Here is a 25,080-nt window from a genome sequence, read left to right on the forward strand (position 1 = left end):
GATTGATAAAATAACTCTTATCCGCATATTGGATAGAAAAACGATTAGTATTTTGACTATTGGAGAGGAAGAAATAGATGAAAAAAGTATTTGTCGTATTTATGCTAGTGAGCACATTACTCGTCGCTACAGGATGTCAACAGGCAAGTGTAACGTCAGAAAGCACGCAGCAAAGTTCCTTGAAGCAAGAACAAGGAACAGCTACGATCGTCATCCAAAATCAAGAAGATGTGACCTCAAAAGAAGTAACGTTCCGAGAAAATGAGTCGCTGCTGGAAGTAATGAAAGAAAACTTTACGATCAAAGAAAAAGATGGCTTTATCACCTCGATCAACGGCATCAGCCAAGATCAAAAAGCCAATCTATTTTGGGTCTATACCGTCAATGACGAAATGACCGATAAAGGGGCACAAGCGTTGATTTTAAAGAACAATGACACTATCACATTTGATTTGAAAACATTCTGATTTGTTTGATTCTAAGGATCTTTATTGGTGCAAAAGAACTTGCACATAAAGATCTTTATCTATACAGATAGACTCTTGCGTTTATTTTGGAGGTAGTTTTGCATTCAAGTTCTATTCAAGAGTCTATTCTTGTTTTTCTATCATAGTTTGGAGTGGTGGCTTATTTTATTTTAAAATTGGAATAATAGAAATAAAGATACCATTACATACATAAGTTTTAGCCATGATGTTTCTTTCGTATTTTGGCTTTCGTTCCTATTTTTTGTAGAAAATAATTTTTTTATAGTAGAGTGGAAATGGACAAAAATTTGATTTATCCGTTAGCTTAAGTGGCTAACGCTTCTATTCTCTAATATATGGTTTTACTTACTATTTTTCTTGCGATTGTTTCCCAATCTGCTTGTTGTTCATAAAAACAATGTTATCATTGTATCATCAGATGTGGGTGGCGAACAGTGGTCTAAAACACGAGCGTTGATTACAAATAAGGTTTTTTCGTTCTCTTTGTTTATTGATCAGAAAAGGTAGGAGGAGAATAATGGTTGAGGTACTTTTGATGTGTGGCGTTAGTGGTGCAGGCAAAACCACTTACTCAAAACAAAAAGAGCAAGAAGGTTATGTAAGATTAGCAATAGATGAATTAATTTGGGAAGACTATGGCGTTTATGGTGTTGATTACCCTTCGGAAAAATATGCAAAAGTTTCGTCATTATCTTCAGTTAAATTGAAAGAGCTTACAGTAAGGGCTGTTCAAGAAGGAAAAAACGTAGTTGTCGATTCTAGTTTTTGGGCTAAAAGTCACCGAGACGCTTATAGAGAACTACTGGCAGCATATGATGTGACGATTAAAGTAATCTATCTAAAAGCTGATTATGATACTTTACGAAAACGATTAGCGATCAGAAATAAAGTCCAGACTGCAAATTCCGCTTTTCCTATTACAGAAGAAATCCTTCAACGGTTTTTTTCAGGATTCGAAGAACCGATAAATGAAGATGAAGTAGTGATTGAGCAAAAGAATAAATGAAGTAGCATCAAAATGTTTTTACTCCTTTTCAATACATTTAGTCTTATTACTGTGCAGGACACAAAGGACAGTCATACTAGAAGCAAAACAGTGATTGGCAATTTCTTTTCTTGTTGCATTCTTCGATTAATAAACGGATCAAAAAGCAAGCCGCTGAAGACAAAATGACTATGGCAGCTGTTAAAGACCAAGAATCAATACAAGAAACCGCCCATTTGGTAAATAGGACGGCAAACAGTAACCAATTTGAGCAATCGAAACCACAAATTACGGCACAAAAAACGATTACTAAAAGACTTGAAGACTTGTAAGAAAAATTAAATATGTTCTTCCTCTTTATTTACGTACGTTATAATATGCTTAAGATTTTTAAATAGAAGGAGGAGAAAACATGGAAGTAATTACACCAACGAATGCAAGAAAAAACCTTTATGGAATCATTAAGCATGTTGTGGCTGACAGTCAACCTGTAGAAATTGCGAGTACAAAAGAGGAAGAAAGCGTCATCATGATTAGTAAGAGCGATTGGAACTCCTTACAAGAAACGCTCAACTTACAAAATGTGGGTGTACTTGATCGGATCAAACACTTTGAGAATGAAGAAAGTGAAGACTTAGGTGAAATTGATTGGGATAGAATGTAAAGATCAAAAAGAATGCTCGCAAAGATTTGTCTAAATTGAAGAGTATCAATCTAACTAGTAAGTTTGATGAACTGATCAAAGTCATTAAGGAAAATCCTTTTCAAACACCGCCGCCTTACGAAAAATTACCAGGATTACCTTACTGTTCAAGACGTCTCAATATCAAACACAGGTTGGTTACAGCGTGGAAGAAGAGAGTAAAACGATCACGATTCTCTCTGTTTGGTCACACTATGAACGTGGGATATAATATGCTAAACTATTTCGACTCTTTGTCAACAAGGACTGATGAGTCGTACAAAATCAAATCTGGGTCAGAATGAATAGCATTCTGGCTCAGATTTTTTGTTAGCTTACTTTGATTAATTGATTGATCAAAATGATTCTAATTCTCATGTTCTCAAATGATTTAAATCTGTAGAATACTCGTTTCGTGATCGGTAAATGAGTCATCGTTTGAGTAAGGGAGAGAATCGTATTGAGATGCCTTCTTCATCGCTCAAAAGTTTTTGAAGTTTTACACAGACCTCTTCGAATAAGAAATCTTCTTATCAAAAAAATCCTTTATTCGTAAGGTGATAATTATAAACAAAAAAATGGAACAGCATAAATGTTTTCGAAATGCTTTCGCACCAACATTTACCTGTTCCGTGGGTTTGGCACCCAATGGGCCGTGAGGGGCTCGAACCCGCGACCCGCTGATTAAGAGTCAGCTGCTCTACCAACTGAGCTAACGGCCCGTACCAAAAGTACTTCATTATCTTAGCACTCCGGTGTTTAAAAATCAATCATTCTTTTGAAAAAAATGTGCGCTTTTTCCAGTTGGAAAACAGGGGTTATCTTAAAAAAACACCATTCGTTCCCCAATTTCAAATGATAGGAAATTCTTAAAAGATTGATCAGATTGCTTTAAAAACTCAGAAAACCGTGATAAAATGTATCTAGTTATCGAAACTAGATGATTAGTTTGTGATAATCTAACCTTCTGTTAGTCAAAATGGAGGATGACATGGAAAAATTACAATCGAACATGAAAACATGGGGTGAATCGCTGCTGGAATTCCATCTGCCTAGGTGGGAAGAGTTGCCAACCCTGGAACTGTATATGGATCAGGTAATCACTTTGATTGACCAATATTTATCACCTGTGATCCAAACAGAAAAACATCCGCTATTGACCTCTTCTATGGTCAATAATTATGTCAAAAAAGGGATGATCCCCGCACCAGAAAAAAAACGTTACAACCAAAAGCATCTCGCATTTTTGATCGCGATCACGATGCTGAAGCAAGTGTTGACAATTCCAGAAATAAAGACAGGCATCCTTTTTCAAGGGAAAGCTGTCGGAATCAGAAATGCCTATAATGTATTTTGTGAAGAACAAGAAAAAGCAATTCATCTTGTTGGCAAAGAAGCAATGGGAGAGCCCGAGCAAATGGCATCGGAACCAATCCCGATTGAATTAGTGGCCATGAAAGGTGCAACGCGTTCCTTTGCTAATAAATTGTTGGCAGAAAAAACCATCGAATTAGAAGTCATTTATTTAGAAACACATAAAGGAGAAGCCCATGAATAAAGAGAAAATTGCCCTATTAGTTGATTCAGGTACCGATGTTCCCGCACAGATCATGGAGCAATACGGCATGTATATGCTGCCATTGCAAATAATCTACAAGGATCGGACCTATACCGATAAAGTTGATATTACTGCCGAAGAAATTTACGAACGTTTGCCGCAAGAGATTCCTAGTACTTCATTACCTGATGGCGCGGCGATCGGGGAAATCTTTGATCGGATCAAAGCCGATGGGTATGAAAAAGTCCTTGCCGTAACCATCTCCAGCGGATTGAGCGGAACGTTTAATGTCGTTCGACTGTTAGGTGAACAACGGACGGATCTTGAGGTTTTTGTACTTGATACGAAAAATATTGGGATCGGTGCAGGGCTGCAAGCGATTCGTGCGGCAGAACTGTTAGAAAAAGGCGTGACTTGGGAAGAATTGCGGGCACAATTAACGAATGAAGTACCGAAAAACAAAGTCTTTTTCAACGTAGCTACCTTAGAGTATTTACAAAAAGGCGGCCGGATCGGTCTGGTTGCATCCATCTTAGGTAATGCTTTGAAATTGAATCCAATTATCTCTTGTAATGAAGAAGGGATCTACTATACGGTCGCAAAATCTCGTGGACGGAAGAAAAGCTTGGATAAAACCGTTGACTTGATCAAGCAATTCATCGGTGACCATCGCCATGTGCGTTTAGCCGTGGCCCAAGGTGATGCACTACAAGAAGCCAAAGAGATGAAAGCAAGATTAGAAGCCGAATTTCCTAAGGTCAAAGAAATCTTGTTTGGGCAAATCTCTCCCGCGTTAGTTGTCCATACGGGTCCTGGGTTGTTAGGGATCGGTATTCAACTCTTAGAAGAGTAAAAAAGAAAGGCCCCGTGCCTTTCTTTTTTTGTGCTTTCCTTAAGAATGAGGCGGCGGTTTTTGGGAAAGATGAAAAGCCTGTTTAAATAATGTATAATAAGTAAGAAACCAAAAAAAATTGAGGTGACATTTTTGAAAAAGATCCTAGTAGTGGACGATGAGAAACCAATTTCTGATATCGTCAAATTTAATTTAACCAAAGAAGGATATGAAGTATATACCGCCTATGATGGAGAAGAGGCATTAGAAAAAGTAGCCGAGGTCGATCCTGATCTGATTTTGCTTGATTTGATGCTACCAAAAATGGATGGATTGGAAGTTGCACGGGAAGTGCGCAAAACCCATGACATGCCGATCATCATGGTCACAGCCAAAGATTCTGAAATCGATAAAGTACTAGGCCTTGAGCTTGGTGCGGACGATTATGTAACCAAACCATTTTCAAACCGGGAATTGGTGGCCCGCGTCAAAGCCAATCTGCGTCGCGGCTCGGCAGCTGCGAAGGAAGCAGACGACAATGCCAACAGCGAATTAACGATTGGTGATTTAACAATTCATCCGGATGCCTACATGGTCACTAAAAATGGTGCAGCCATCGAATTGACGCACCGGGAGTTTGAATTGATGCACTACTTGGCAAAACATCTTGGTCAAGTGATGACCCGAGAACATTTATTGCAAACTGTCTGGGGCTATGACTACTTTGGTGATGTTCGAACCGTTGACGTGACGGTGCGCCGTTTGCGTGAAAAAATCGAAGACAGCCCGAGCCATCCAAACTATTTGGTTACTCGTCGCGGAGTGGGCTATTACTTGCGGAACCCAGAACAGGAATAAGCTATGAAAAATAAGGTTCGCTTTTTTCAATCGGTGAACTTCAAAATCGCCCTGACTTTTATCTTGATCTTATTGATTGCGATCCAGATTATCGGGGCGTATTTTATTCGCGAATTGGAAAGAACAACGGTCGATGCCTTCAAACGCGACATGGAGGCACGGGCCAGCACGTTAGTGGTGACATTAGGCTCTGAATTGAGTCGCATGGATAATGATGACGGGTTGGATTGGGATTCCATGAATGCTTCCCTGAATCGAATCTTAACGAGTACCAACTCTTCAGAAATTTTGGAGATGCGGGTGGTGGATGAGCAAGGGATTATTCGTGCAACCACCAATATCAATGATCGTGGCTCGGTGGGAGAAAAAAATGATTACCGTGATTACGATACGAACCGCAGTGAAGTCCTTTATGATGAATCCAGCGGTCAGCGGGTGTTCAATATCGTCCAGTCGATCCAATCACCGACAGGGGATACCGTTTTAGGAACCCTTTATTTACGGAGCAATCTAGAGTCAAAGTACAATGAAGTCAGTACGACGGCGGTCATTTTTGTTACCGCCTCGCTGATAGCGGCAGTGATTTCGATCATTGTGGCACTATTGGTCTCTCGTTCGATTACCCAACCAATTGGAGAGATGCGGGAACAAGCGATTCGCATCGCTAAAGGAGATTATAGCCGCAAGGTCGCGATTCATGGGAAAGATGAATTGGGACAATTGGCGGAAACCTTCAATCAACTAGGAGAACGAATCGAAGAGACTCAAGAGGCGATGGAGTCCGAGCGAAATCGCTTGGATAGTGTCTTATCCCACATGACAGACGGCGTTGTTGCCACCGACCGACGAGGCAAAGTCATTACCATCAATGAGATGGCGATGTCCTTGTTGAATGTCACAAACGAAGAAGCGATCGGGCAGTCGATTTTGACGTTATTGGAAATCGATGAAGAATACACGTTACGAAAGCTTTTGGAAAATCCTGAAGACATGCTTTTGGAACGTCCTAGCAATGATTTGACGGGAACAAATCTGATCTTGCGCATTGATTTCTCCATGATCCGTCGAGAGTCCGGGTTCATTTCCGGTCTAGTTGCGGTAATGCACGATGTCACGGAACAAGAAAAAAATGAGCAGGAACGGCGAGAATTTGTCTCCAACGTTTCCCATGAGTTGCGAACACCTCTAACGAGTATGCGTAGTTACATCGAAGCGCTGAGTGAGGGTGCTTGGAAAGATCCAGAAATTGCGCCGAACTTTTTGAAAGTGACTTTGGATGAAACGGATCGAATGATTCGCATGATCAATGACCTGTTGAGTCTGTCGCGGATGGATAGCGGCAATTCGCAACTGCAGTTGGAATACATCAATTTCAATGAAATGGTTAATTTCGTGTTGGATCGTTTTGACATGATGGTGACGAATGAAAGCAAAAAATATTTGATTCGTCGGGAGTTCACCAAACGAGAATTGTGGGTGGAAGTCGATACGGACAAAATGATCCAAGTGATCGACAACATCATGAATAATGCCATCAAATATTCGCCAGATGGTGGGATTATTACGGTGAAATTGATGGAGACTCATAATAACATCGTCCTTAGCATCAATGACCAAGGACTAGGAATTCCGAAAAAAGATCTCACGAAGATCTTTGATCGTTTTTATCGAGTCGATAAAGCTCGAGCCCGCCAACAAGGAGGCACCGGCTTAGGGTTGGCGATCTCACGTGAAGTCATCAAAGCTCATGGCGGTGCGATTTGGGCGGAAAGTCGAGAAAATCGCGGGTCAACATTTTACATCATGTTGCCTTATGAACCGTATGAGGAGGATTGGTGGGTATGAGAATCTCAGAAAAAATCATTCGAGCAGGTTTGATCGTGATGATCGCCTTGAGTTTTTATTTCTCCTATATGATTTGGCTAAATCCGACCGGGTTCAACAATGCCAGCACCGAAACAGATACTGGCGTCAATCCTTCGGTTCAAACCTACAAACAAAAAAGTGATTTGTTTTTGCCCCTATATCTGACATGGAATGACGAAGAGGATATCAAAGAAACCAACTCTGAAGCGGTGATTCGAGAGATCCAAGAGGTGATCAACGAGGCAACGATCAGTGATTTGACCCTGCGAACCTATGGTGAAGAACAGGCTTTTTCGAAAGCCCAAGAGGTCGATCAAGGAATATCCTTAAACTACTATACGACGTTTTACTTGAAAGATTACGAGAAAACCTTTGATAAAGAACTGTCCTTAGAGGACGAAAGTGAAACAGAGGATTTTCCGTTTTCTCGCATCCAGTTTGATCTCGAAGAAAATACGATCCAATTTGTTGACTTTACCCATCAACGAGTAGTTCGAGGCAAGATCGACTGGGATAAAAGCCAAGTAAAACACTTACTAGCAGACAATCCTCGGGAATGGACGGCAATGAGGACTGATCAAGAACGATCCAGCAATCAATACTATACGCAGGATTCGATCAAGCTAAAAAAATACAGCTACTATTCTTCGACACAGTCTCAGAGTTTGTTCCGAGAAGCCTTTTTCAGCAATCCTAAAAATGTCAAGATCAATGACGAAAGTGTCGATACCTACTATTATGAAGGTGGGCAAAACATGACGGTCTTGCAAGATCAGCAGCAAGTCAAGTTTGAAACCACCACAGACGGTTCCGATGAAATGGATCTGGCAATGTTGAGTGCGGATTACATTATTCGTCTAGGCAATAACTTTGGGACGATCCGCTATTTTGATCAACAAGACAAACACTTGGATTATCGGGTTTTCGTCGAAGGCTATCCAGTCTTTAGTACTGGCGGCCAAGGGGTGATCAGTGTCGCTTTTTCAGAAAGTGGTCAGACCGGCAGTCGTGAAATGACGATTTCTGCCAGCTTGAACGCAATTCAAGTGCCGATTCCTTCTGAAACGGAGATTGAATTGCCTTCTAGTTTGTCAGTCAAAAATGATTTGATTGCGGCAGGGGCTGACCCAGAGCTGTTGCAACAGATCATCGTCGGCTATCAATGGGGGGAGATCAAAGATGCACCACTGGTTGATTTGACACCTGCTTGGTATGTCAATTATGACTCGTCTTGGATTAGCTATGATGCATTAATGACAAAATTAGCAGAAACGGAGGAGAATTAATTGGATTTTAAACGAATCGAATGGATTTTTTTCCTCGCTTTTCTTGGTCTGAATGTCTTTTTATTCAATGTTTATAGTGAGGCTCGCAGCGAGCATCAGATGGTTTCACAATCAAACCAAACGATTCCTATCGAACAACGACTCGATTCTGAGGACATTCGGTATTCTGGTGAATTATCAGACGAGGTCTTGAGTGGCTATTATTTGAGCGGTGAACAGACGGATTTTGAGGCAGAACTACGAAATCCGCAACTCAATACTCAGTTCAAAAGAGGGTCGACGGTCAAAGGGCAGCAGTTGATCCATGTCTCAACCAATGGCTTTTATATCAGTGATGATTCTCAAACGGAAGAAACCGTCAATGGTTTCTTGCAACGTAAAGACCAAGTCCTGTTTGGGGATGAATATGACTATTTGGAAAACCTCTCTGTCTTGAACGCCAATCATCCGACGGTGGTGGCGGTCCAGTCGTATGAAGGCATTCCTTTCAATGACAGCTCAAGTCGGATCGATATCACCTTAGAACAAACGGATGATCTACTGCAGATTGCCCGTTATACGCAAACACATATCTCCAATATTACGCCTCTAAGGGAAAAGATGACGGTCTATTCAGAAAAAGAAGCAGTAAATACGCTTTATCTGAACAACAAGCTGCCAAGTCACTCGAAAATTCTCTGGACGGAATTAGCCTATACGATGATTTTGAAGGTTAGGGAAAAAAACGTGTATATTCCTGCATGGTTTATTGCTTTCCAATTAGATGGCGATGACACCATTCAAATCGAAACGGTCAATGCCTTCAGCAATCGGATCATCACGAATAATGCCGTTCAAAAGGTAGAAAATCCATAAAAAAGCGGGTATAATGGAACTCGTTGAAACAACCAGAGAGGAAGTCACGTAAACCATGATGAAGGAAAATGCCTTTCAAGTAAGTATTCTAGCCAGCGGAAGCTCAGGGAATTCGCTCTATATCGAAAGCAATAAAAAGCGGATCTTAGTGGATGCCGGTTTGAGCGGCAAGAAGATCACTTCATTATTGGATGAAGTAGGGCGCAAACCAGAAGACTTGGACGCCATTCTTGTGACCCACGAACATCGGGACCACATCCACGGTGTTGGAGTACTGGCACGAAAATACAAACTTGATGTCTATGCGAATACAAAAACATGGCAAGCGATGGATCCAATGATCGGTAACGTCGCTGTCGAACAAAAACATATCTTTGAAATGGGAAAAGTGCTGACCTTGGGTGACTTGGACATTGAAAGCTTTGGCGTCTCTCACGATGCTGCAGCGCCGCAATTTTATCGTTTCCATAAAGACGGCAAATCATTCGTGATGTTGACGGATACCGGTTATTGCAGCGATCATGTGCGAGGCATTATCAAAGGCGCCGATGCGTACCTTGTGGAAAGCAACCATGACCTAGAAATGTTGCGAATGGGTCCTTATCCATGGAGTCTCAAGCAGCGGATTCTTGGAGATCGCGGTCACTTATCGAATGAAGATGGCGCACTTGTCATGACGGATATCTTGACCGACAACACCAAACGGGTCTATCTTGGTCATTTAAGTAAAGAAAACAACCTGAAAGAGTTGGCGCACTTAACGATGGTCAACACCATGAAAGAACATGATCTAGGTGTTGGAGAAACGTTTGAAGTCTTTGATACCGATCCTGACAAAGCGACGGAATTATTTGCGATCTAATCGATCATCAGAGCGATGAATTTGTTGGGTGGAGGCAGTGGGATGTTTGATGAAGAAAAAATCAAGACTTTGAACGAGCTTGAAATGGCAGTTTATAAATACATTGTCCAGCATTTTGAAGAGATCGATCAGCTGACGATTCGCGAATTGTCAGCTGCATGCCACGTCTCAACGTCGACGATTTTACGATGTATCACGAAATTGGGCTATCGTGGATATTCAGAGTTAAAGTATGCAATCTGTCAAAAAAAGGAACAAGACGCACGAGCGTTTGATCTTTTCTATGATGCAACGATTCAAGTCAATACATTCTTAAAAAAAGTCAATAATGAAGATTACCGTAAGTTTATCCAACCGGCAGTAGAATTGATTCTTTCCGCACGCCATGTGGCGTTTTCCGGTATCGGCACAAGCGGCATTCTGGGCACCTATGGCAGTCGCTATTTTGCCAACTTAGGCATTAATGCTTATAGCATCGTTGATCCCTTTTTGCCAGTACCGTCTCGTGGAATGGAAAATACGTTAGCGATCATTTTATCGGTGTCGGGTGAAACCATTCAAATGATCAAGCAAACGGAAGACTTCAAACGCTATGGAGCAAAAGTACTCAGCATCACCAATGATGAAAAATCGACGATCGCCCAAATGGCGGACTACAATATATCGTATTATATGCCCGTCGTAAGTGGCGGAAAAGAAGTCGATTTGAACCTGACAACGCAAGTCCCGGTGATTACACTGATCGAACTTTTAGCCCATCAAGTCTACAAGCAAATCTAAGCGATCGTAAAAAAACAGCTTCGGCTGTTTTTTTTGTTGGAACATGTTTCATAACTTAGAAAAGCTATAGGCAAGGGGAATATTATCCATTAAGATTTATTTGTAAGCGAATTCACTGGCCGGTGGATGGAATTTTATTTTAGGAGTGATGTGAGATGAACGAATGGATCAATGAGAAATTATTACCCCCAATATTAAAATTTGTTAATACGAAAGCAATCACTGCATTAAGAAACGGTATGCTTTATACGATGCCCTTTTCAATCGTAGGATCGATTTTCCTGCTATTAGCAAACTTTCCCGTCCAGTCGATTGCGGATTGGGTAACGAATAGTGGCTTAGGTGAATACTTCAACCAAGCCTATGGCGCCTCTTTTGCAATTATGGCTTTTTTCGCCGTAATGGGTATCGCCTATTCGTATGTAAAAGCAGAAGGTTACGAAGGACTCCCAGCAGGAATGATTGGTTTAGTTATTTTCTTATTAACTATGGAGTCAAGTGTAACGGATGCTGAAGCAAATGTGACCATCGCAAATGTCATTGATAAAACATGGACTGGTGGACAAGGCATGATCAGTGCCATCTTAGTAGGGCTTTTTGTGGGTTGGGGCTATACTTGGTTCTTAAAACGCGACATCCGGATCAAACTGCCAGAACAAGTACCCACCAATGTTGCAAACTCATTTACAGCGTTGATTCCGGCAGCTGTTTTGACGACCATCGCATTAGGCATTTATGTTTTCTTTGATAAAGTCTTTCAGACAACCGTGGTCGAATGGATCTACACCGTGATTCAAAGTCCAATGCAAGGTGTGACGGATTCTCTTGGCGGTGCAATGATGCTAGGCTTCTTAGTACCATTCTTGTGGTTCTTCGGGGTTCATGGTTCGACGATCGTGGGCGGCATCATGGGGCCGATTTTACAAGCCAATTCATTAGCAAATACGGCTATTCTTGAATCTGGTAAAGCATTGACATTGGAAAATGGGGGACACATCGTGACCCAACAGTTTTTAGATCAATTTATGACGGTAACTGGTGCAGGAATGACAATTGGCATCGTGCTATACATGGTTGCTTTTGCCCGTTCAGCGCAGTTCAAACAATTAGGACGTCTCTCCCTGATCCCAGCATTCTTTAATATCAATGAACCAATTATTTTTGCGACACCGATCGTCATGAACCCAATCATGGTCTTACCATTTATTTTGACACCGATGGTTTCAGGCGTGATCACGTATTTTGCACTTTATACCGGTATCGTACCGTTATTTACTGCTGTGCAAGTTCCGTGGACGACCCCGCCGATCATTTCAGGATTTCTAGTAGGGGGCATCCGGACCGCTATTTTACAATTTGTTGTTTTAGCAATCGGCTTCTTTATTTACTATCCTTTCATTCGTAAGGTCGATAGTTTGAACTATAAACAAGAAACAGAGATCGTTTAATACCAAGGAAGCAGGTTGAACAGAAATGAATAAACTTAGAAACGATTTTTTATGGGGTGGCGCAGTCGCTGCTCACCAATTGGAAGGCGGCTATCGTGCGGGTGGAAAAGGCGTGAGTGTCGCTGATGTCATGACTGTAGGAGGCAACGGAATTTCTCGCCGAATCACGGAAGGTATCCAACCGGGCGAAAGCTATCCCAATCATGAAGCGATCGATTTTTATCATCGGTATCCTGAAGACATCAAGCTTTTTGCCGAATTAGGGTTGAAGTGCTTCCGAACATCGATTGCCTGGACCCGTATTTTTCCAAAAGGTGATGAACGCGAGCCAAATGAGGAAGGCTTGGCCTTTTATGATCAATTATTCGATGAGTGTTTACGCTATGGCATTGAGCCGGTTATTACCCTTTCTCACTTTGAAATGCCCTATCATTTAGTTACCGAATACGGAGGTTGGCGTAACCGTAAGTTGATCGATTTGTTTGTCCGCTTTGCAGAAGTTTGTTTTACGCGCTATCAAAAGAAAGTGAAGTATTGGATGACTTTCAATGAAATCAACAATCAAGCAAACTACAAAGAAGATTTTGCGCCGTTTACCAATTCCGGTCTGTTCTTTACCGAAGGAGAAGACCGAGAAAAAATCATGTACCAAGCAGCCCATTACGAACTCGTTGCTAGTGCGAAAGTGGTGGCGCTAGGGCATGCAATCAATCCTGCGTTTCAAATCGGATCGATGATCGCGATGTGTCCAATCTATCCGTATTCTTGCAATCCCAAAGACATGATGGCAGCCACGGTGGCCATGCAGCGCCGCTATTGGTTTTCAGATGTGCATGCCCGTGGACACTATCCGAGATATATGCGCAGCTATTTTGAGAGAAAACAATTTGATTTAGATATCACCCCTGAAGATGAAGCAATTTTGGCAAAAGGTTGTGTTGACTACATCGGCTTTAGTTACTATATGTCTTTTGCGATCAAAGGTAAGGAAAATGATCCAACCTATGACTATGATGAGAGCCAAGATCTGGTGGATAATCCCTATGTTGATGCTTCCGAATGGGGCTGGCAGATTGATCCCGAGGGCTTACGCTATGCCATGAATTGGTTCAACGAACGCTACGAATTGCCGCTCTTCATTGTAGAAAATGGCTTTGGTGCCGTAGATACAGTGGAAGAGGATGGGCAGATCCATGATGACTACCGTATTGATTACCTGAAAGCCCATATCGAAATGATGAAAGAAGCAGTAGCTTATGATGGCGTCGACTTATTGGGTTATACACCGTGGGGCATCATTGACTTGGTTTCTGCTGGTACAGGGGAAATGAAGAAACGCTACGGTGTGATCTATGTGGACAAAGACAATGAAGGAAATGGGACCCTTGATCGTCGGAAGAAAGATTCATTTGCATGGTATCAGCAAGTGATTGCGTCCAATGGCATGAAGGTATAAAGAAAAAAAACGTTACGCAAAATTTCTGCGTAGCGTTTTTTTCTTTAGGGCATTTGGATATAGCCGTAATGAAGCAACAACTGAATAATAATAACTAAAGTGTTCATTCCCACATGGGTAATCATGGAAGTCCAAATGCTGCCGGTCAAGGCATAAAGCCCAGAAAAGAACAGTCCTAAGAAAATATAGACTAAGAGATGATTGTCATTATGGGCAAAGGCAAAGGCTACAGCGCTGACCACTACACCGACCCAAACATTGCTGTATTTCCCAATGATGCCAACTAAGGCTCTGCGGAAGACAAATTCTTCCATAATTGGTCCACCAACCATTGCCGCGAGGGCGAACAGTGGGTTTTGCAGCACAATAGCAATGATATTTTCGGTATTTTGCGAAGCACTGACTTCACCGAAAAGCGATTCGATAAAAATGGCTAGATTTTGCAACAAGATCGCTGCAATAATACCTGTCAGTCCATAAATAAGAATCGATGAAATTTTTGATCTTTTGTGTTCAAACGATAACGGTTCCGTTTGTTTGAAATACAAGAAAAACATGATCGCAGCACCAACTAAATAACCAATCGTTGTTGCGGCCACTTGATGTCCGCTAGGGATGAAGGCGATCGGTAGAAAAAAGACGATGCCGTAAGTAAGAATCGTGGACAAAGAATATTTTGATAAAGACATAGTTGTTTCCTCACACTCCTTTGCTTCATTATAGACTAGGTTGCTTCTAGAAACAAAAAATCCTACTATTTTTATCAATCAAATAGAAATGCAAAAAAAATTTAGCAAAAGGCTTGCAAAAATTTGGGAAAATGAGTAATATTGAAACTGTAAGTTAGCACTCGATACAAGAGAGTGCTAATACTAAATTCTATAACATTCATTGGAGGGATTTATCGTGTTAAGACCATTAGGTGATCGTGTGATTATCGAAGTCGCAAAAGAAGAAGAAAAAACTGTAGGCGGAATCGTGCTTGCATCAGCAGCAAAAGAAAAACCACAAACGGGTACCGTTATTGCAGTCGGCGAAGGACGCACGCTCGAAAACGGTGAAAAAGCTCCTGTTGCTGTCAACGTTGGCGAACAAGTAATGTTTGAAAAATACGCTGGCACAGAAGTGAAATATGAAGGAACAGAATATTTGATCGTTGCTGCAAAAGATATCATTGCAGTAGTAGAATAAGAAAAATAAAAAATACTTGAGGTGATGAAATCATGGCAAAAGAAATCAAATTTGCAGAAGACGCACGCGCAGCAATGCTTCGTGGGGTAGATAAATTAGCAGATACAGTAAAAGTAACCTTAGGTCCTAAAGGTCGTAACGTGGTTTTAGAAAAATCTTACGGTTCACCATTGATTACAAATGACGGTGTAACGATCGCTAAAGAAATCGAATTAGAAGATCATTTTGAAAACATGGGCGCAAAACTTGTTTCTGAAGTCGCTTCAAAAACAAACGATATCGCTGGTGACGGAACAACGACTGCTACGTTATTGACACAAGCAATCGTTCGTGAAGGATTGAAAAATGTCACCGCTGGTGCGAACCCATTAGGTATTCGTCGTGGGATCGAAATGGCAACAAAAGTGGCTGTAGAAGAGCTACACAACATTTCATCAATCGTTGATTCAAAAGAAGCAATCGCACAAGTTGGTGCTGTTTCTTCTGGTAGTGAAAAAGTTGGTCAATATATCGCTGATGCAATGGAAAAAGTCGGCAATGACGGTGTTATCACTATTGAAGAATCAAAAGGGATCGAAACAGAATTAGATGTTGTGGAAGGAATGCAATTTGATCGTGGGTACTTATCACAATACATGGTAACTGACAACGATAAAATGGAAGCAGCGTTAGAAAATCCATACATCTTGATCACTGACAAAAAAATCTCTAACATCCAAGATATCTTGCCATTGTTAGAACAAATCTTACAACAATCAAAACCATTATTGATCATCGCTGATGACGTTGATGGCGAAGCATTACCAACACTTGTCTTGAACAAAATCCGTGGAACATTCAACGTTGTCGCAGTGAAAGCACCAGGATTTGGTGACCGTCGTAAAGCAATGCTAGAAGACATTGCGATCTTAACTGGTGGTACAGTGATCACTGAAGACTTAGGTCTTGAGTTGAAAGATGCAACCATCGATAACTTAGGTCAAGCAAGCAAAGTGGTTGTGGATAAAGACAACACAACGATCGTTGAAGGTGCTGGTGAAAAAGAAGCAATTGACGCACGCGTTCAATTGATCAAAAACCAAATCGCTGATACAACTTCTGACTTTGACCGTGAAAAACTACAAGAACGCTTAGCAAAACTTGCTGGTGGAGTTGCAGTGATCAAAGTTGGGGCACCAACTGAAACTGAATTGAAAGAGTTGAAATTACGTATTGAAGATGCATTGAACGCAACACGTGCCGCTGTTGAAGAAGGCATGGTCTCTGGTGGTGGAACTGCCTTAGTCAATGTCATCAACAAAGTTGCAGAAATCGAAACAGATGGCGATGCAGCAACAGGTGTCAAAATCGTTTTACGTGCATTAGAAGAACCCGTTCGTCAAATTGCTGAAAATGCAGGCTACGAAGGTTCAGTCATCATCGACAAATTGAAAAACGCTGACTTAGGTGTTGGTTTCAATGCAGCAACTGGCGAATGGGTAAACATGCTAGAAGCTGGGATCGTTGACCCAACAAAAGTAACGCGTTCTGCATTACAAAACGCAGCTTCTGTTGCCGCATTATTGTTAACAACTGAAGCAGTCGTTGCCGACAAACCAGAACCAGCAGCGCCAGCAGCTCCTGCAATGGACCCATCAATGGGTATGGGCGGCATGATGTAAGCAAGCCTTGAGAACTCCTCTTTTGAGGGGTTCTTTTTTTGTACGATCAAAAAATACTTTAACACAGTAAAAGACAAAAAACCTCTCTTCTTAGTATTCTAAGCACCAAAGAATTGGTTCATTGCTTGAATAAAAGGAGAAAGGACTGGTAGATATGAGCTATCTATTTGTCTTGTAAAGGCAGCGTGTTTTCTAAGGAACCGTGAATTACAACCGTTCCCAAAATCCCTGGGCAAACCCAGTAATAAATTCATAAAGAGCCGGTAGGAGCACAGAAACACATAAGACGAGAAAGACCATTTTCTGAACAGCGGTTAATTGCTTGAGGAAATGGTTTTTTGTGAACAATAAATACGCGATACAGATAACGGCAAGTAGCTGCAATAAATCAAATAAAATGGACAAGAAAATCACCTTTTCTAATTAGATTATATGGATGTTAGAATGATGGATTGTCTTAGCATAGAGCAAAGGGTTGAATGATATTGTTCTGAGAAAACGTGAAGATCAACGTTTATAAAGAAACGGTATTTCGACCCCAAAGAATGCGAAGATACCGCTTAAAAGAAAGTAAGTCAATAAGCCTAAATAAAAAAGGACTTTCCAATTCAATTTCTTTTTCATTTGATCCACTCCTTTTGTGTATCATAGCATAAAAAAACGATAATATAAATAAATAATCTAAAGATGCAAATTTGCATTTTTCATCAAGTGTAAGCTCTCTCAAGCTACATTTTCGCTATCTTGAAAAACCTGAGCTAAAATAGAAAGAGGAACAAAATCATGGCTCACTTTGATTTTTTAAATGAACAACGAGTCGAAAGAAGGAGACATTTCTTTGAAAAAACCATGGATAAAACGCAAAAAGAAGCAAAACGAAAATGAATTATTAACGGAACAGTCCGTTCAAGTCGAGCAAAGTCAAACGAGAGAAGAGCTGCAAGAAGAAGCGGAGTTTACTTCTTTTTTTGCGGATGTCATGAAGCGAATGCCGAAAAAATCGGCTGCCCTTGTGATGAAAGGCTATGACGGATCAAAAGCCCAGGCGGAAAAAGTGTTAGCGAAAAGCAAGGATCAATTTGATCAGGTGTTTGAGGAGTTTTTGGTTGGCGTAGATGATGAAACGCGGAAAAAAGCCCACCGCACGATCCATGCGGCTTCTTTGACGGCGGCGATCATCGGCTGTTCACCGATTCCTTTTTCAGATGCAGTGTTACTTGTGCCGGTTCAAATGACGATGATGGCACGTTTGTATCGCATTTTTGGGCGAACGTGGCGTGAAGGGTTAGCGAAGAGTATCTCGAAAGAGTTAGTGGTGGTGAGTTTTGGACGCAGTGCCGTTGGCAATATCTTGAAATTTGTCCCAGCAGTAGGCACCGTTGCTGGAGCTGCGATCAATGCCAGTGTGGCTAGTGGTATCACCGAAGCATTAGGCTGGGTGACTGTCAAGATGCTGAATGATGGGGAAGATGTGTTTGAGCAAGTGATGTCCTTTAAAGGCCAATTTCACACGCTGTTCAATGCGTTGAAAGTTGGCAAGAAATCCAAGTAGGTCAAAAAGAAGAACGAAGCAGGTCCATCAAAAGACGACTTGCTTTTGTTGCTTCTTTTTCTTCACAGCAAAAAATACTTTTTAAGGAGTGAGTAAAATGAAACAACGAGTGACACGGGAAGAAGTCAAAGAACGGTTGGTCACCGATGCGTATTTTCAAAAAGGTCGTTCTGCTTTGAAGACCCGCCAAACGATTTTGACGATTCTTGCTTGGCTGATGGTCTTGGTTCCGTTTGTCTGGCTGGCCATCCCGCTGACTTTACCGAATCTAGCGGATCGGATCGCCTTTCGGACATATCTGGAAGAAGCAGTGACTTTTGATTTTTTGGCGTTGTTCCTAGGAATTTCTTTTTTGGTCTTGGTTCTGACATTTACTTTGTTGACCTTGAGGAACAACCGGCGTTTCAAAAGATTGTTGCAAAAGCAATCGATGCATGACGAAGTTGCCTTAGAAAAACGCAAAGAAGTATTAGAAGCTTTTTACGAAGAACGCTTCGGAACGAAAGAAGAGCGTCACGCTGCCAAGTACTATGCCGTTACTCCTGAGCAAAACATTGGAGAAACGGAGATCCAAGAACTTTTCCGTAGAAATGGGGTGGGCTGATGGTTGTCAATTTTGATACTGGGTTCCCGTGGTTGGATACATTTTTAACGGTTGTTTTAATGATTCTGTTCACGTATCCCATTTTAGGCGGCTTTGCTTGGTTCATCGGGGTGATCTGCAATCGTTTTTTGTTCCGCTATCGTCAGTTAGAGTGGATACCGATCCCCGAAGAAATCGAGCCGATGATCACCATTATGGTACCGGCTCACAATGAAGAAGTCGTAATTGAAGACACGATTCATTATTTAATGAACAATCTAAACTACAGCAACTATGAGGTGTTGGTGACGGATGATGGCTCAACGGATCAAACTCCTGTGATACTAGATCGATTGATGGAACAGTACCCGAATCTAAGGGTTTTGCGTATCGAAAAAAACCAAGGGAAAGCCCATGCCTTTAATATTGGTGTAGGGTTTGCTAAAGGGGAATTGATTTTGAGCAACGACGCAGATACGGTCCCTGAACCTGATGCATTGTGGAAATATGTCAATTATTTCATCCGCCAAGATTCCATCAATATCTCTGCCATTACGGCGAATATGGACGTTCAAAATCGCACAACGATCGTCGGGAAATCGCAAACCGTTGAATTTTCAAGTATCGTAGGAATTATCAAACGAACCCAGCAAGCCGTTTTCGGCGTCATCTATGCCTATAGCGGTGCCAACACAATGTATCGTAGAGCCGCATTGATGGACGTTGGTCTCTTTCGACAAAATCGTGCCACGGAAGATATCAGTATTGCCTGGGACCACCAATTCCATGGTTGGTTGTCATTGTTTGCGTCACGAGTGATGTTTTTCATGGAGGTGCCAGAAACACTCAAGATGCTCTATCGGCAACGGAAACGTTGGGCGAAAGGCGGAACGGAAGTGTGGTTGACCAATTTTAAAAAAGTTTTCTTACACCCTTTTGAAAATATCGGACGAACCGCCATGTTTGTGGATCAGTCCTTAAGTATTATCTGGTCATTCTTTTTCTGGTTGTCTTCGGCTTTGTTTGTTTTTTATCTGATTTATTATGGGGCAACTGGGAATTACGAGCGGATCTACCATATGTTTACGATGGCCTTTCTCTTTGTTTGTTTTGAGATGATTGCAGGGGTCATGCAGCTATTTACCAGCCTTTTGGCGGATGACAACCGCAGCAAGCTGAAGTATTTCCGCTTTGCCCCTTTTTACATGCTGTTTTACTGGATGATTAATGCCATAACGATCGTCACTACCTTTATTCCAGCCGTCAAAACCATCCTTGGCTACGGTAGCGGCGTTTGGGTCAGTCCCGAGCGAACGGCGAAAAAAAACGAAGAATCTTAACGAGTTCACCTTTCCTAGACAATAAAAACAAGTCTGAGTTTTCTTCAGACTTGTTTTTTTGCCATTAAGGTTCAGAAAGATAGTAAATCTCACGATTTTGGTAAGGATAACGAGTTTGTGAAAATTCGAAGGGCCGTCCGTCGGAGAGACGAGCAACTTGTTCTAATTCTAAGATCGGATCATTGGGATCAACTTCTAAATATTTGATATCATAGGAATCCGCTTTGTCGGCACGGATTTTACGTATGGCGGGGCCTATTTTGAGGTGTAAGGAATCAGTGATATATCGATAGATCGAGTGTTCAAGGATCGCCATATCAATATCGGGAATGGTTTTGATGGGCATGATCGTGTACTCCAATTCAAAGGGTTCGTTATCAACATAGCGCAGTCGTACGATATCATAAACAGGTTCGTTTTCTCGCAAGGACAAGTAATCCATTTCGTTGGCTTCTGGGAAACGAACATTGAAACTAATGATTTTACTTTGCACTTTATGCCGCCCGCCATATCGGTTGACTAGACCGATATACTCATTGATCTGTCCTTGGTAGGTCGCTGAATTGACATAGGTGCCATGACCTCTTTTGGTGGAAATCAGGCCTTCTTGCTTCAGTTGATTTAGCGCTTTTTGGATCGTCATTCGCGAGGTTTGAAATCGTTTGGCTAACGCCGTTTGTTCCGGTAGCTTTGATAAAGCTGGAAAAACACCTTCATAAATATTCGTCCGCAACTGATCAACGATCTCTTTGTATTTTGTCATAGTCATCACTCCTTATGTAAAGTAATTCATGGACTTGAGTTTTGTTTGAAGGGGATAAAAACAAGGTATATCATTAAAGAATCAACTGAAATTCATATGTACAGAAAAAGCTTTACATGTGTTCTCGAAAAATTTACATGCCGATTTCACCTAATTATAATAGGTTTTGTAAGCGAATACAAATGATGGAGGAATCAATATGACGACATTTTATTGGGGAAACAGTGTCAGCAGTATGCAGACAGAAGGTGGATGGAATGAAGGTGGTAAAAGCTTATCCGTTTATGATATACGGGAAGCTTCGGAACAGGCTAGCGATTGGCATGTAGCAAATGATAACTATCATGCGTATACAGAAGATTTTGATTATATGCAAGATTTGGGGATGAACATGTATCGTTTTCAAATTTCTTGGTCAAGGGTCGTTCACGATGGAGATGGTGCCTTTAATGAAGAAGGGATCGCCTATTACGATCGTTTTATTGATGATCTGTTAGCTAGAGGAATCGAACCTATGATTTGTTTGTACCATTTTGATATGCCCCTGCATCTAGCGAAAACCTATAACGGGTTCATCAGTAAAGAAGTGAAGGACGCATTCATTCGCTTTGGAAAAGAAATGGTGGATCGTTTTGCGGATAAAGTCCATTATTGGTTAACCTTTAACGAACAAAATCTTTTCCACCAAGACCATGGTTTTAAGATCAGCGGCTATTTAGAAGGGGAAGAAACAACAGAAGAATTGTATCAAATTTTCCACAATGTCATGGTTTGCCATGCAGAGATCTGTAACTATCTTCATGAAACAACAAATGCGAAGATTGGCGGCATGCTGGCGTATTCTGAAGCGTATCCAGCGACTTGTCGTCCACAAGACATCAAAGCAGCAAGAGAGTTTGATGAATTTGCGAATTTTACTTTATTAGATTGCTATGCGCACGGCAAGTATTCGGCAGCACAAGACCGATACGTGAAAAATCATCAACTCAATATGAATATTTTACCTGGGGAATTAGAAGCGATCGCAGCGCAGAAAAATGATTACATTGCCTTTAGCTATTATGCTTCTTCTACCTTGAACGCTGAAAAAATCCCTGAAGGAACGCCGCCAAATCGGTACATGACTTTTGGAAAACAAGACAATCCGTATATTGAAACGACGGAATGGAATTGGCAAATTGATCCGCTCGGCTTCCGTGATGTCTTAAATAAAGTCTATCAGCGGTACCGGTTGCCAGTGTTTCCGATTGAAAACGGAATTGGTGTCAGAGAGCATTGGAATGGCAACGAACCGATTCAAGATGATTACCGGATTGCCTACCATCAAGAGCATATTCGAGCGATGTTTGCAGCGATGGTGGAAGATGGAGTGGTCTGTCTTGGTTATCTTGGCTGGGGACTGATCGACATTTTGAGCTCTCAAGGTGATATGGAGAAACGATACGGACTTGTGTATGTCAATCGTGGCAATCATGAGTTGCGAGATATGAAACGTGTGCCGAAAAAATCGTATGAATGGTTCAAAGAAGTGATCAAAACGAATGGTAGTACGATCTATACAAACCCATATGCAGAATAGGAGGAACAGAAAATGGCAGCAGAAAAGCGCACGTTTTTAGATAAATTTACAGAGTTTTCGGTCCGTCTCGGCAATCAGGTTCATCTCAAAAGTCTTCGTGATGCGTTTGCGACCTTAATGCCTGCCTTTATTATCGCAGGGATCGCTGTGTTGTTTAATAATGTCTTCTTTCCGTGGTTCTTAGAAGGGGCTGCCTTGGCGCGAATGCAAGTGTTTGGCAATTCCATCACCAATGGAACATTGAATATCGCCGGTTTGCTGATTGCTCCGATGATCGCCTACTTCCTTTGTCGCAACAAAAATAATCCGAGCGCCATCAATGCAACCTTTGTGGCAACGACTTGCTTAGTGGTCATGTTGGCGATGGCTCATGCCGTGATGCCGGAAGGCGCCCAAGCAGAAGTGACCATCAGTGGTGTGATGCTGTTTGATGATGTCGGGACCAAAGGGATGTTTTCTGGAATCATTTGTGGGCTAGTTGCCACGGAATTATTTATTCGGCTATCAGAAAACAAGCACTTAGAAATCAATTTAGGGGATCAAGTTCCTCCTGCTGTCAGCAAATCCTTCAGTACGTTGATCCCTGCTATTTTAGTGATTTCCTTCTTTGCCGTAGTTGCGACCGTGCTAGCAGCATTTGATACCGACCTGATTCAAATCATTTCAACAGTGATCCAAGAACCACTGCGTTTATTGAACACATCGATTTTTGGTTTCTTGATCATCTATTCAACGGGCAACTTTCTGTTTACTTTAGGCATTCACCAAACCGTCATCAATGGCACCTTGTTAGATCCGTTGCTGTTAGTCAATATGAATGAGAACATGCAGGCTGTGCAGGACGGTGCTACGCCACCCAATATTTTAAATTCAGCATTTGTGACGGTTTTCGCACAACTAGGCGGGACTGGATTTACGATCAGTTTGATCATTGCAGTGCTCTTATTCGTCCGCAATTACCAACCTTTTCGGGATGTCGTCAATCTATCCCTAGCTCCGGGTATTTTTAATATCAACGAGCCAATCATCTTTGGTTTACCGATCGTCTTCAATTTACCAATGATCATTCCCTTCGTTGCAAGTCCAATTGTTGCGACGTTGATTGGCTACTTTGCGACCGCAGTAGGATTCATTGAGCCACTTTCAGTCATGGTTCCTTGGACGACACCGCCAATTCTTAGTGCATTATTGGCATCAAAAGGGGATTTCAAAGTTGTTTTGGTTCAGGTGATCATCATCGTCGTCTGTGTAGCAATCTATTTTCCATTTCTAAAAATCGCTCAACGGGTTGCAATCAAATCTGCTGAATTGGAGCGGGCAGAATAAAAAAAGGGAATCCTATATTATAGTGACCTACAAAAGTTAGATCAAAATTCTAACGTTTTGGGGTCACTATTTTTTGAGGTGATTTTTTTACTAAGTTTCTATTTTGAATTTTAATTAAATGGTATACTATCCCAAAAGGAGCGACTATGAAACTATCAGAAATGCAAAAAGCGATTTATCAAAACAAAATCGATCACCAATTCAATGTCACCAATATTGAAAAAGAGTTTTTGGCTTTATATGGTGAAATAGGGGAGGCCTTTGATGCCTATCGGAAGCAACAAGAGGTAGGAGAAGAATTGGCGGATGTGGCGATTTATCTTCTTGGGTTAGCAGAAATCCTTTCCATTGATCTTGAAGCAGAGATTCATAAAAAAATGGCCGTCAACCAAAAGCGCCGTTATATCAGTTATGGCAATGGCTATGCAAAACGAATCGATGATTGATACACGCACAAAAATTAGTGGATTCTTCGAGTATAGGCTCGACCGAAATAGAAAGGGAAGCAGGAGATAGGATGGAAAAGAACGTAAGCATGCGTGAATTAACAACGGCAGATTTAGCAGAAGTCGTGGACCACTATATTGCTGTATTTTCAGCAGAACCATGGAATGACCAATTGACAGTGCCGCAAATCACCGACTATGTATCATCAATGATGGCAATGAATACTTTTATTGGTTATCGACTAACAAACCGAGCATCGAATGAATTGATTGGTCTTTCATTGGGCTTTATCAAGCCCTGGTATCAAGGAAAAGAGTATGTGGTCGACACCTTTTTAATTACAGGCACGCACCAAGGAAAGGGCTTGGGTTCCACTTTCTTAGAAATGATCAAAGAGGATCTGCTCAAGAAAGAGATTCCAACGATCCTGTTAGATACCGAAGAAAGTATGCCCGCAGCGGATTTTTACAAAAAGAATGGCTTTAAACCGTTACCAGATAATGTGAGCTATTATTTATCTCTAGATTAATTCAAGCATGTCAATAACTAAAAAGTCTGCAAAAAAATCGCAGGCTTTTTAGTTATGCACAGTTTCAACAGGTTTATCCACAATATATTGTAGGAACGTGTTTTCGCCTACTAAATATTGTGTTTAAGACCCGTTGGAATAAGAAACTGTCGC

Annotated in this window: 24 protein-coding genes, 1 tRNA gene and 1 pseudogene; 22 read left to right on the forward strand and 4 right to left on the reverse strand. The window is 41.4% G+C overall.

Annotated features, from left to right (window positions below; all coding sequences use genetic code 11):
* Nucleotides 1–77: 77 nt before the first annotated feature.
* From ACIPK1_RS06730 to ACIPK1_RS06740, 3 genes are all read left to right on the forward strand, one after another.
* On the forward strand, nucleotides 78–467 hold the full coding sequence (locus ACIPK1_RS06730) for a DUF4430 domain-containing protein (RefSeq protein WP_086299167.1): 390 nt from the start codon (nucleotides 78–80) through the stop codon (nucleotides 465–467).
* 538 nt (nucleotides 468–1,005) lie between these two features.
* A complete protein-coding gene (locus tag ACIPK1_RS06735; RefSeq protein WP_005237399.1) occupies nucleotides 1,006–1,494 on the forward strand; it encodes an ATP-binding protein in 489 nt (162 codons plus the stop codon).
* Between the two features lie 391 nt (nucleotides 1,495–1,885).
* On the forward strand, nucleotides 1,886–2,137 hold the full coding sequence (locus ACIPK1_RS06740; protein ID WP_005237397.1) for a type II toxin-antitoxin system Phd/YefM family antitoxin: 252 nt from the start codon (nucleotides 1,886–1,888) through the stop codon (nucleotides 2,135–2,137).
* A gap of 348 nt (nucleotides 2,138–2,485) precedes the next feature.
* Here the strand turns inward: ACIPK1_RS06740 and ACIPK1_RS06745 are convergent.
* Nucleotides 2,486–2,655, reverse strand: a pseudogene (locus tag ACIPK1_RS06745) (ISL3 family transposase); the annotation flags it as partial.
* Nucleotides 2,656–2,804: 149 nt separating this feature from the next.
* Nucleotides 2,805–2,877 (reverse strand) — tRNA-Lys (locus tag ACIPK1_RS06750).
* A 269-nt stretch (nucleotides 2,878–3,146) separates the two neighbouring features.
* On the opposite strand from ACIPK1_RS06750, the gene ACIPK1_RS06755 reads away from it, so the two are divergent.
* From ACIPK1_RS06755 to ACIPK1_RS06800, 10 genes are all read left to right on the forward strand, one after another.
* A complete protein-coding gene (locus ACIPK1_RS06755; protein WP_086299705.1) occupies nucleotides 3,147–3,713 on the forward strand; it encodes a DUF1836 domain-containing protein in 567 nt (188 codons plus the stop codon).
* Nucleotides 3,706–4,566 carry a DegV family protein gene (locus tag ACIPK1_RS06760; RefSeq protein WP_005237394.1) on the forward strand — a complete coding sequence of 287 codons (861 nt, stop codon included), beginning with the start codon at nucleotides 3,706–3,708 and terminating at the stop codon, nucleotides 4,564–4,566. Before ACIPK1_RS06755 ends, ACIPK1_RS06760 begins: the two co-directional genes overlap by 8 nt.
* 132 nt (nucleotides 4,567–4,698) lie before the next feature.
* Nucleotides 4,699–5,403, forward strand: coding sequence for a response regulator YycF (yycF, locus tag ACIPK1_RS06765; RefSeq protein WP_010747607.1), 705 nt, complete (start codon nucleotides 4,699–4,701; stop codon nucleotides 5,401–5,403).
* Nucleotides 5,404–5,406: 3 nt separating this feature from the next.
* The gene (gene walK / locus ACIPK1_RS06770; protein ID WP_008377228.1) at nucleotides 5,407–7,248 is read left to right on the forward strand and encodes a cell wall metabolism sensor histidine kinase WalK; all 1,842 of its coding nucleotides are present in this window, start codon (nucleotides 5,407–5,409) and stop codon (nucleotides 7,246–7,248) included.
* Nucleotides 7,245–8,555 carry a YycH family regulatory protein gene (locus tag ACIPK1_RS06775; protein ID WP_086372670.1) on the forward strand — a complete coding sequence of 437 codons (1,311 nt, stop codon included), beginning with the start codon at nucleotides 7,245–7,247 and terminating at the stop codon, nucleotides 8,553–8,555. Before walK ends, ACIPK1_RS06775 begins: the two co-directional genes overlap by 4 nt.
* On the forward strand, nucleotides 8,556–9,410 hold the full coding sequence (locus ACIPK1_RS06780; RefSeq protein WP_005237391.1) for a two-component system regulatory protein YycI: 855 nt from the start codon (nucleotides 8,556–8,558) through the stop codon (nucleotides 9,408–9,410).
* A gap of 55 nt (nucleotides 9,411–9,465) precedes the next feature.
* Complete coding sequence (locus ACIPK1_RS06785) at nucleotides 9,466–10,272, forward strand: MBL fold metallo-hydrolase (protein ID WP_005237390.1); 807 nt, start codon at nucleotides 9,466–9,468, stop codon at nucleotides 10,270–10,272.
* A gap of 42 nt (nucleotides 10,273–10,314) precedes the next feature.
* A complete protein-coding gene (locus ACIPK1_RS06790; protein WP_008377233.1) occupies nucleotides 10,315–11,052 on the forward strand; it encodes a MurR/RpiR family transcriptional regulator in 738 nt (245 codons plus the stop codon).
* A gap of 155 nt (nucleotides 11,053–11,207) precedes the next feature.
* On the forward strand, nucleotides 11,208–12,500 hold the full coding sequence (locus ACIPK1_RS06795) for a PTS sugar transporter subunit IIC (RefSeq protein ID WP_005237388.1): 1,293 nt from the start codon (nucleotides 11,208–11,210) through the stop codon (nucleotides 12,498–12,500).
* A 25-nt stretch (nucleotides 12,501–12,525) separates the two neighbouring features.
* Nucleotides 12,526–13,956: a 6-phospho-beta-glucosidase gene (locus tag ACIPK1_RS06800; RefSeq protein ID WP_086299172.1), complete on the forward strand. Its 1,431-nt coding sequence runs from the start codon at nucleotides 12,526–12,528 to the stop codon at nucleotides 13,954–13,956.
* 44 nt (nucleotides 13,957–14,000) lie between these two features.
* Here ACIPK1_RS06800 and ACIPK1_RS06805 read toward each other — a convergent pair whose 3' ends face one another.
* The gene (locus tag ACIPK1_RS06805; RefSeq protein ID WP_008377239.1) at nucleotides 14,001–14,645 is read right to left on the reverse strand and encodes a CPBP family intramembrane glutamic endopeptidase; all 645 of its coding nucleotides are present in this window, start codon (nucleotides 14,643–14,645) and stop codon (nucleotides 14,001–14,003) included.
* Nucleotides 14,646–14,862: 217 nt separating this feature from the next.
* Here ACIPK1_RS06805 and groES point away from each other — a divergent pair, with 217 nt between their 5' ends.
* The 5 genes from groES (at nucleotide 14,863) to ACIPK1_RS06830 (ending at nucleotide 20,283) form a co-directional block, all read left to right on the forward strand.
* Nucleotides 14,863–15,147: a co-chaperone GroES gene (gene groES / locus ACIPK1_RS06810; protein WP_005225291.1), complete on the forward strand. Its 285-nt coding sequence runs from the start codon at nucleotides 14,863–14,865 to the stop codon at nucleotides 15,145–15,147.
* Nucleotides 15,148–15,179: 32 nt separating this feature from the next.
* Complete coding sequence (gene groL, locus ACIPK1_RS06815; protein ID WP_005237384.1) at nucleotides 15,180–16,808, forward strand: chaperonin GroEL; 1,629 nt, start codon at nucleotides 15,180–15,182, stop codon at nucleotides 16,806–16,808.
* An 805-nt stretch (nucleotides 16,809–17,613) separates the two neighbouring features.
* Nucleotides 17,614–18,360, forward strand: coding sequence for a YcjF family protein (locus ACIPK1_RS06820; RefSeq protein WP_005225303.1), 747 nt, complete (start codon nucleotides 17,614–17,616; stop codon nucleotides 18,358–18,360).
* A 97-nt stretch (nucleotides 18,361–18,457) separates the two neighbouring features.
* On the forward strand, nucleotides 18,458–18,964 hold the full coding sequence (locus tag ACIPK1_RS06825) for a hypothetical protein (RefSeq protein ID WP_005237370.1): 507 nt from the start codon (nucleotides 18,458–18,460) through the stop codon (nucleotides 18,962–18,964).
* On the forward strand, nucleotides 18,964–20,283 hold the full coding sequence (locus ACIPK1_RS06830; RefSeq protein WP_005237369.1) for a glycosyltransferase: 1,320 nt from the start codon (nucleotides 18,964–18,966) through the stop codon (nucleotides 20,281–20,283). The genes ACIPK1_RS06825 and ACIPK1_RS06830 overlap by 1 nt, the downstream gene beginning before the upstream one ends.
* Nucleotides 20,284–20,347: 64 nt before the next feature.
* Here the strand turns inward: ACIPK1_RS06830 and ACIPK1_RS06835 are convergent, their stop codons facing one another.
* Entirely contained in the window at nucleotides 20,348–21,046 is a 699-nt protein-coding gene (locus ACIPK1_RS06835) for a GntR family transcriptional regulator (RefSeq protein WP_034868333.1), read from the reverse strand.
* Nucleotides 21,047–21,245: 199 nt separating this feature from the next.
* Between ACIPK1_RS06835 and ACIPK1_RS06840 the strand changes: the two genes are divergently transcribed.
* The 4 genes from ACIPK1_RS06840 (at nucleotide 21,246) to ACIPK1_RS06855 (ending at nucleotide 24,927) form a co-directional block, all read left to right on the forward strand.
* Nucleotides 21,246–22,625: a glycoside hydrolase family 1 protein gene (locus tag ACIPK1_RS06840; RefSeq protein WP_005237367.1), complete on the forward strand. Its 1,380-nt coding sequence runs from the start codon at nucleotides 21,246–21,248 to the stop codon at nucleotides 22,623–22,625.
* A 12-nt stretch (nucleotides 22,626–22,637) separates the two neighbouring features.
* Nucleotides 22,638–23,951 (forward strand): PTS sugar transporter subunit IIC, encoded by a 1,314-nt coding sequence (locus ACIPK1_RS06845; RefSeq protein WP_086299174.1) that lies wholly within the window; start codon nucleotides 22,638–22,640, stop codon nucleotides 23,949–23,951.
* A 146-nt stretch (nucleotides 23,952–24,097) separates the two neighbouring features.
* The gene (locus tag ACIPK1_RS06850) at nucleotides 24,098–24,397 is read left to right on the forward strand and encodes a MazG-like family protein (protein ID WP_005237365.1); all 300 of its coding nucleotides are present in this window, start codon (nucleotides 24,098–24,100) and stop codon (nucleotides 24,395–24,397) included.
* A 71-nt stretch (nucleotides 24,398–24,468) separates the two neighbouring features.
* Entirely contained in the window at nucleotides 24,469–24,927 is a 459-nt protein-coding gene (locus ACIPK1_RS06855) for an N-acetyltransferase (protein ID WP_008377253.1), read from the forward strand.
* The last annotated feature ends 153 nt before the right edge of the window (nucleotides 24,928–25,080 follow it).

The sequence above is a fragment of the Enterococcus sp. NPDC086594 genome (assembly GCF_044746145.1).
GTDB lineage: Bacteria > Bacillota > Bacilli > Lactobacillales > Enterococcaceae > Enterococcus_D > Enterococcus_D entomosocium.

Bases quoted from the DNA above. Each gene is read 5' to 3' on its own strand.
- ACIPK1_RS06790 (WP_008377233.1), top strand. From the start codon at position 10,315: ATGTTTGATGAAGAAAAAATCAAGACTTTGAACGAGCTTGAAATGGCA.
- ACIPK1_RS06835 (WP_034868333.1), bottom strand. From the start codon at position 21,046: ATGACAAAATACAAAGAGATCGTTGATCAGTTGCGGACGAATATTTAT.
- ACIPK1_RS06775 (WP_086372670.1), top strand. From the start codon at position 7,245: ATGAGAATCTCAGAAAAAATCATTCGAGCAGGTTTGATCGTGATGATC.
- ACIPK1_RS06740 (WP_005237397.1), top strand. From the start codon at position 1,886: ATGGAAGTAATTACACCAACGAATGCAAGAAAAAACCTTTATGGAATC.
- ACIPK1_RS06825 (WP_005237370.1), top strand. From the start codon at position 18,458: ATGAAACAACGAGTGACACGGGAAGAAGTCAAAGAACGGTTGGTCACC.
- ACIPK1_RS06820 (WP_005225303.1), top strand. From the start codon at position 17,614: ATGAACAACGAGTCGAAAGAAGGAGACATTTCTTTGAAAAAACCATGG.
- groL (WP_005237384.1), top strand. From the start codon at position 15,180: ATGGCAAAAGAAATCAAATTTGCAGAAGACGCACGCGCAGCAATGCTT.
- ACIPK1_RS06785 (WP_005237390.1), top strand. From the start codon at position 9,466: ATGATGAAGGAAAATGCCTTTCAAGTAAGTATTCTAGCCAGCGGAAGC.
- ACIPK1_RS06830 (WP_005237369.1), top strand. From the start codon at position 18,964: ATGGTTGTCAATTTTGATACTGGGTTCCCGTGGTTGGATACATTTTTA.
- ACIPK1_RS06850 (WP_005237365.1), top strand. From the start codon at position 24,098: ATGAAACTATCAGAAATGCAAAAAGCGATTTATCAAAACAAAATCGAT.
- ACIPK1_RS06805 (WP_008377239.1), bottom strand. From the start codon at position 14,645: ATGTCTTTATCAAAATATTCTTTGTCCACGATTCTTACTTACGGCATC.
- ACIPK1_RS06795 (WP_005237388.1), top strand. From the start codon at position 11,208: ATGAACGAATGGATCAATGAGAAATTATTACCCCCAATATTAAAATTT.
- ACIPK1_RS06755 (WP_086299705.1), top strand. From the start codon at position 3,147: ATGGAAAAATTACAATCGAACATGAAAACATGGGGTGAATCGCTGCTG.
- ACIPK1_RS06855 (WP_008377253.1), top strand. From the start codon at position 24,469: ATGGAAAAGAACGTAAGCATGCGTGAATTAACAACGGCAGATTTAGCA.
- ACIPK1_RS06845 (WP_086299174.1), top strand. From the start codon at position 22,638: ATGGCAGCAGAAAAGCGCACGTTTTTAGATAAATTTACAGAGTTTTCG.
- walK (WP_008377228.1), top strand. From the start codon at position 5,407: ATGAAAAATAAGGTTCGCTTTTTTCAATCGGTGAACTTCAAAATCGCC.
- ACIPK1_RS06735 (WP_005237399.1), top strand. From the start codon at position 1,006: ATGGTTGAGGTACTTTTGATGTGTGGCGTTAGTGGTGCAGGCAAAACC.
- ACIPK1_RS06800 (WP_086299172.1), top strand. From the start codon at position 12,526: ATGAATAAACTTAGAAACGATTTTTTATGGGGTGGCGCAGTCGCTGCT.
- ACIPK1_RS06760 (WP_005237394.1), top strand. From the start codon at position 3,706: ATGAATAAAGAGAAAATTGCCCTATTAGTTGATTCAGGTACCGATGTT.
- ACIPK1_RS06730 (WP_086299167.1), top strand. From the start codon at position 78: ATGAAAAAAGTATTTGTCGTATTTATGCTAGTGAGCACATTACTCGTC.
- ACIPK1_RS06840 (WP_005237367.1), top strand. From the start codon at position 21,246: ATGACGACATTTTATTGGGGAAACAGTGTCAGCAGTATGCAGACAGAA.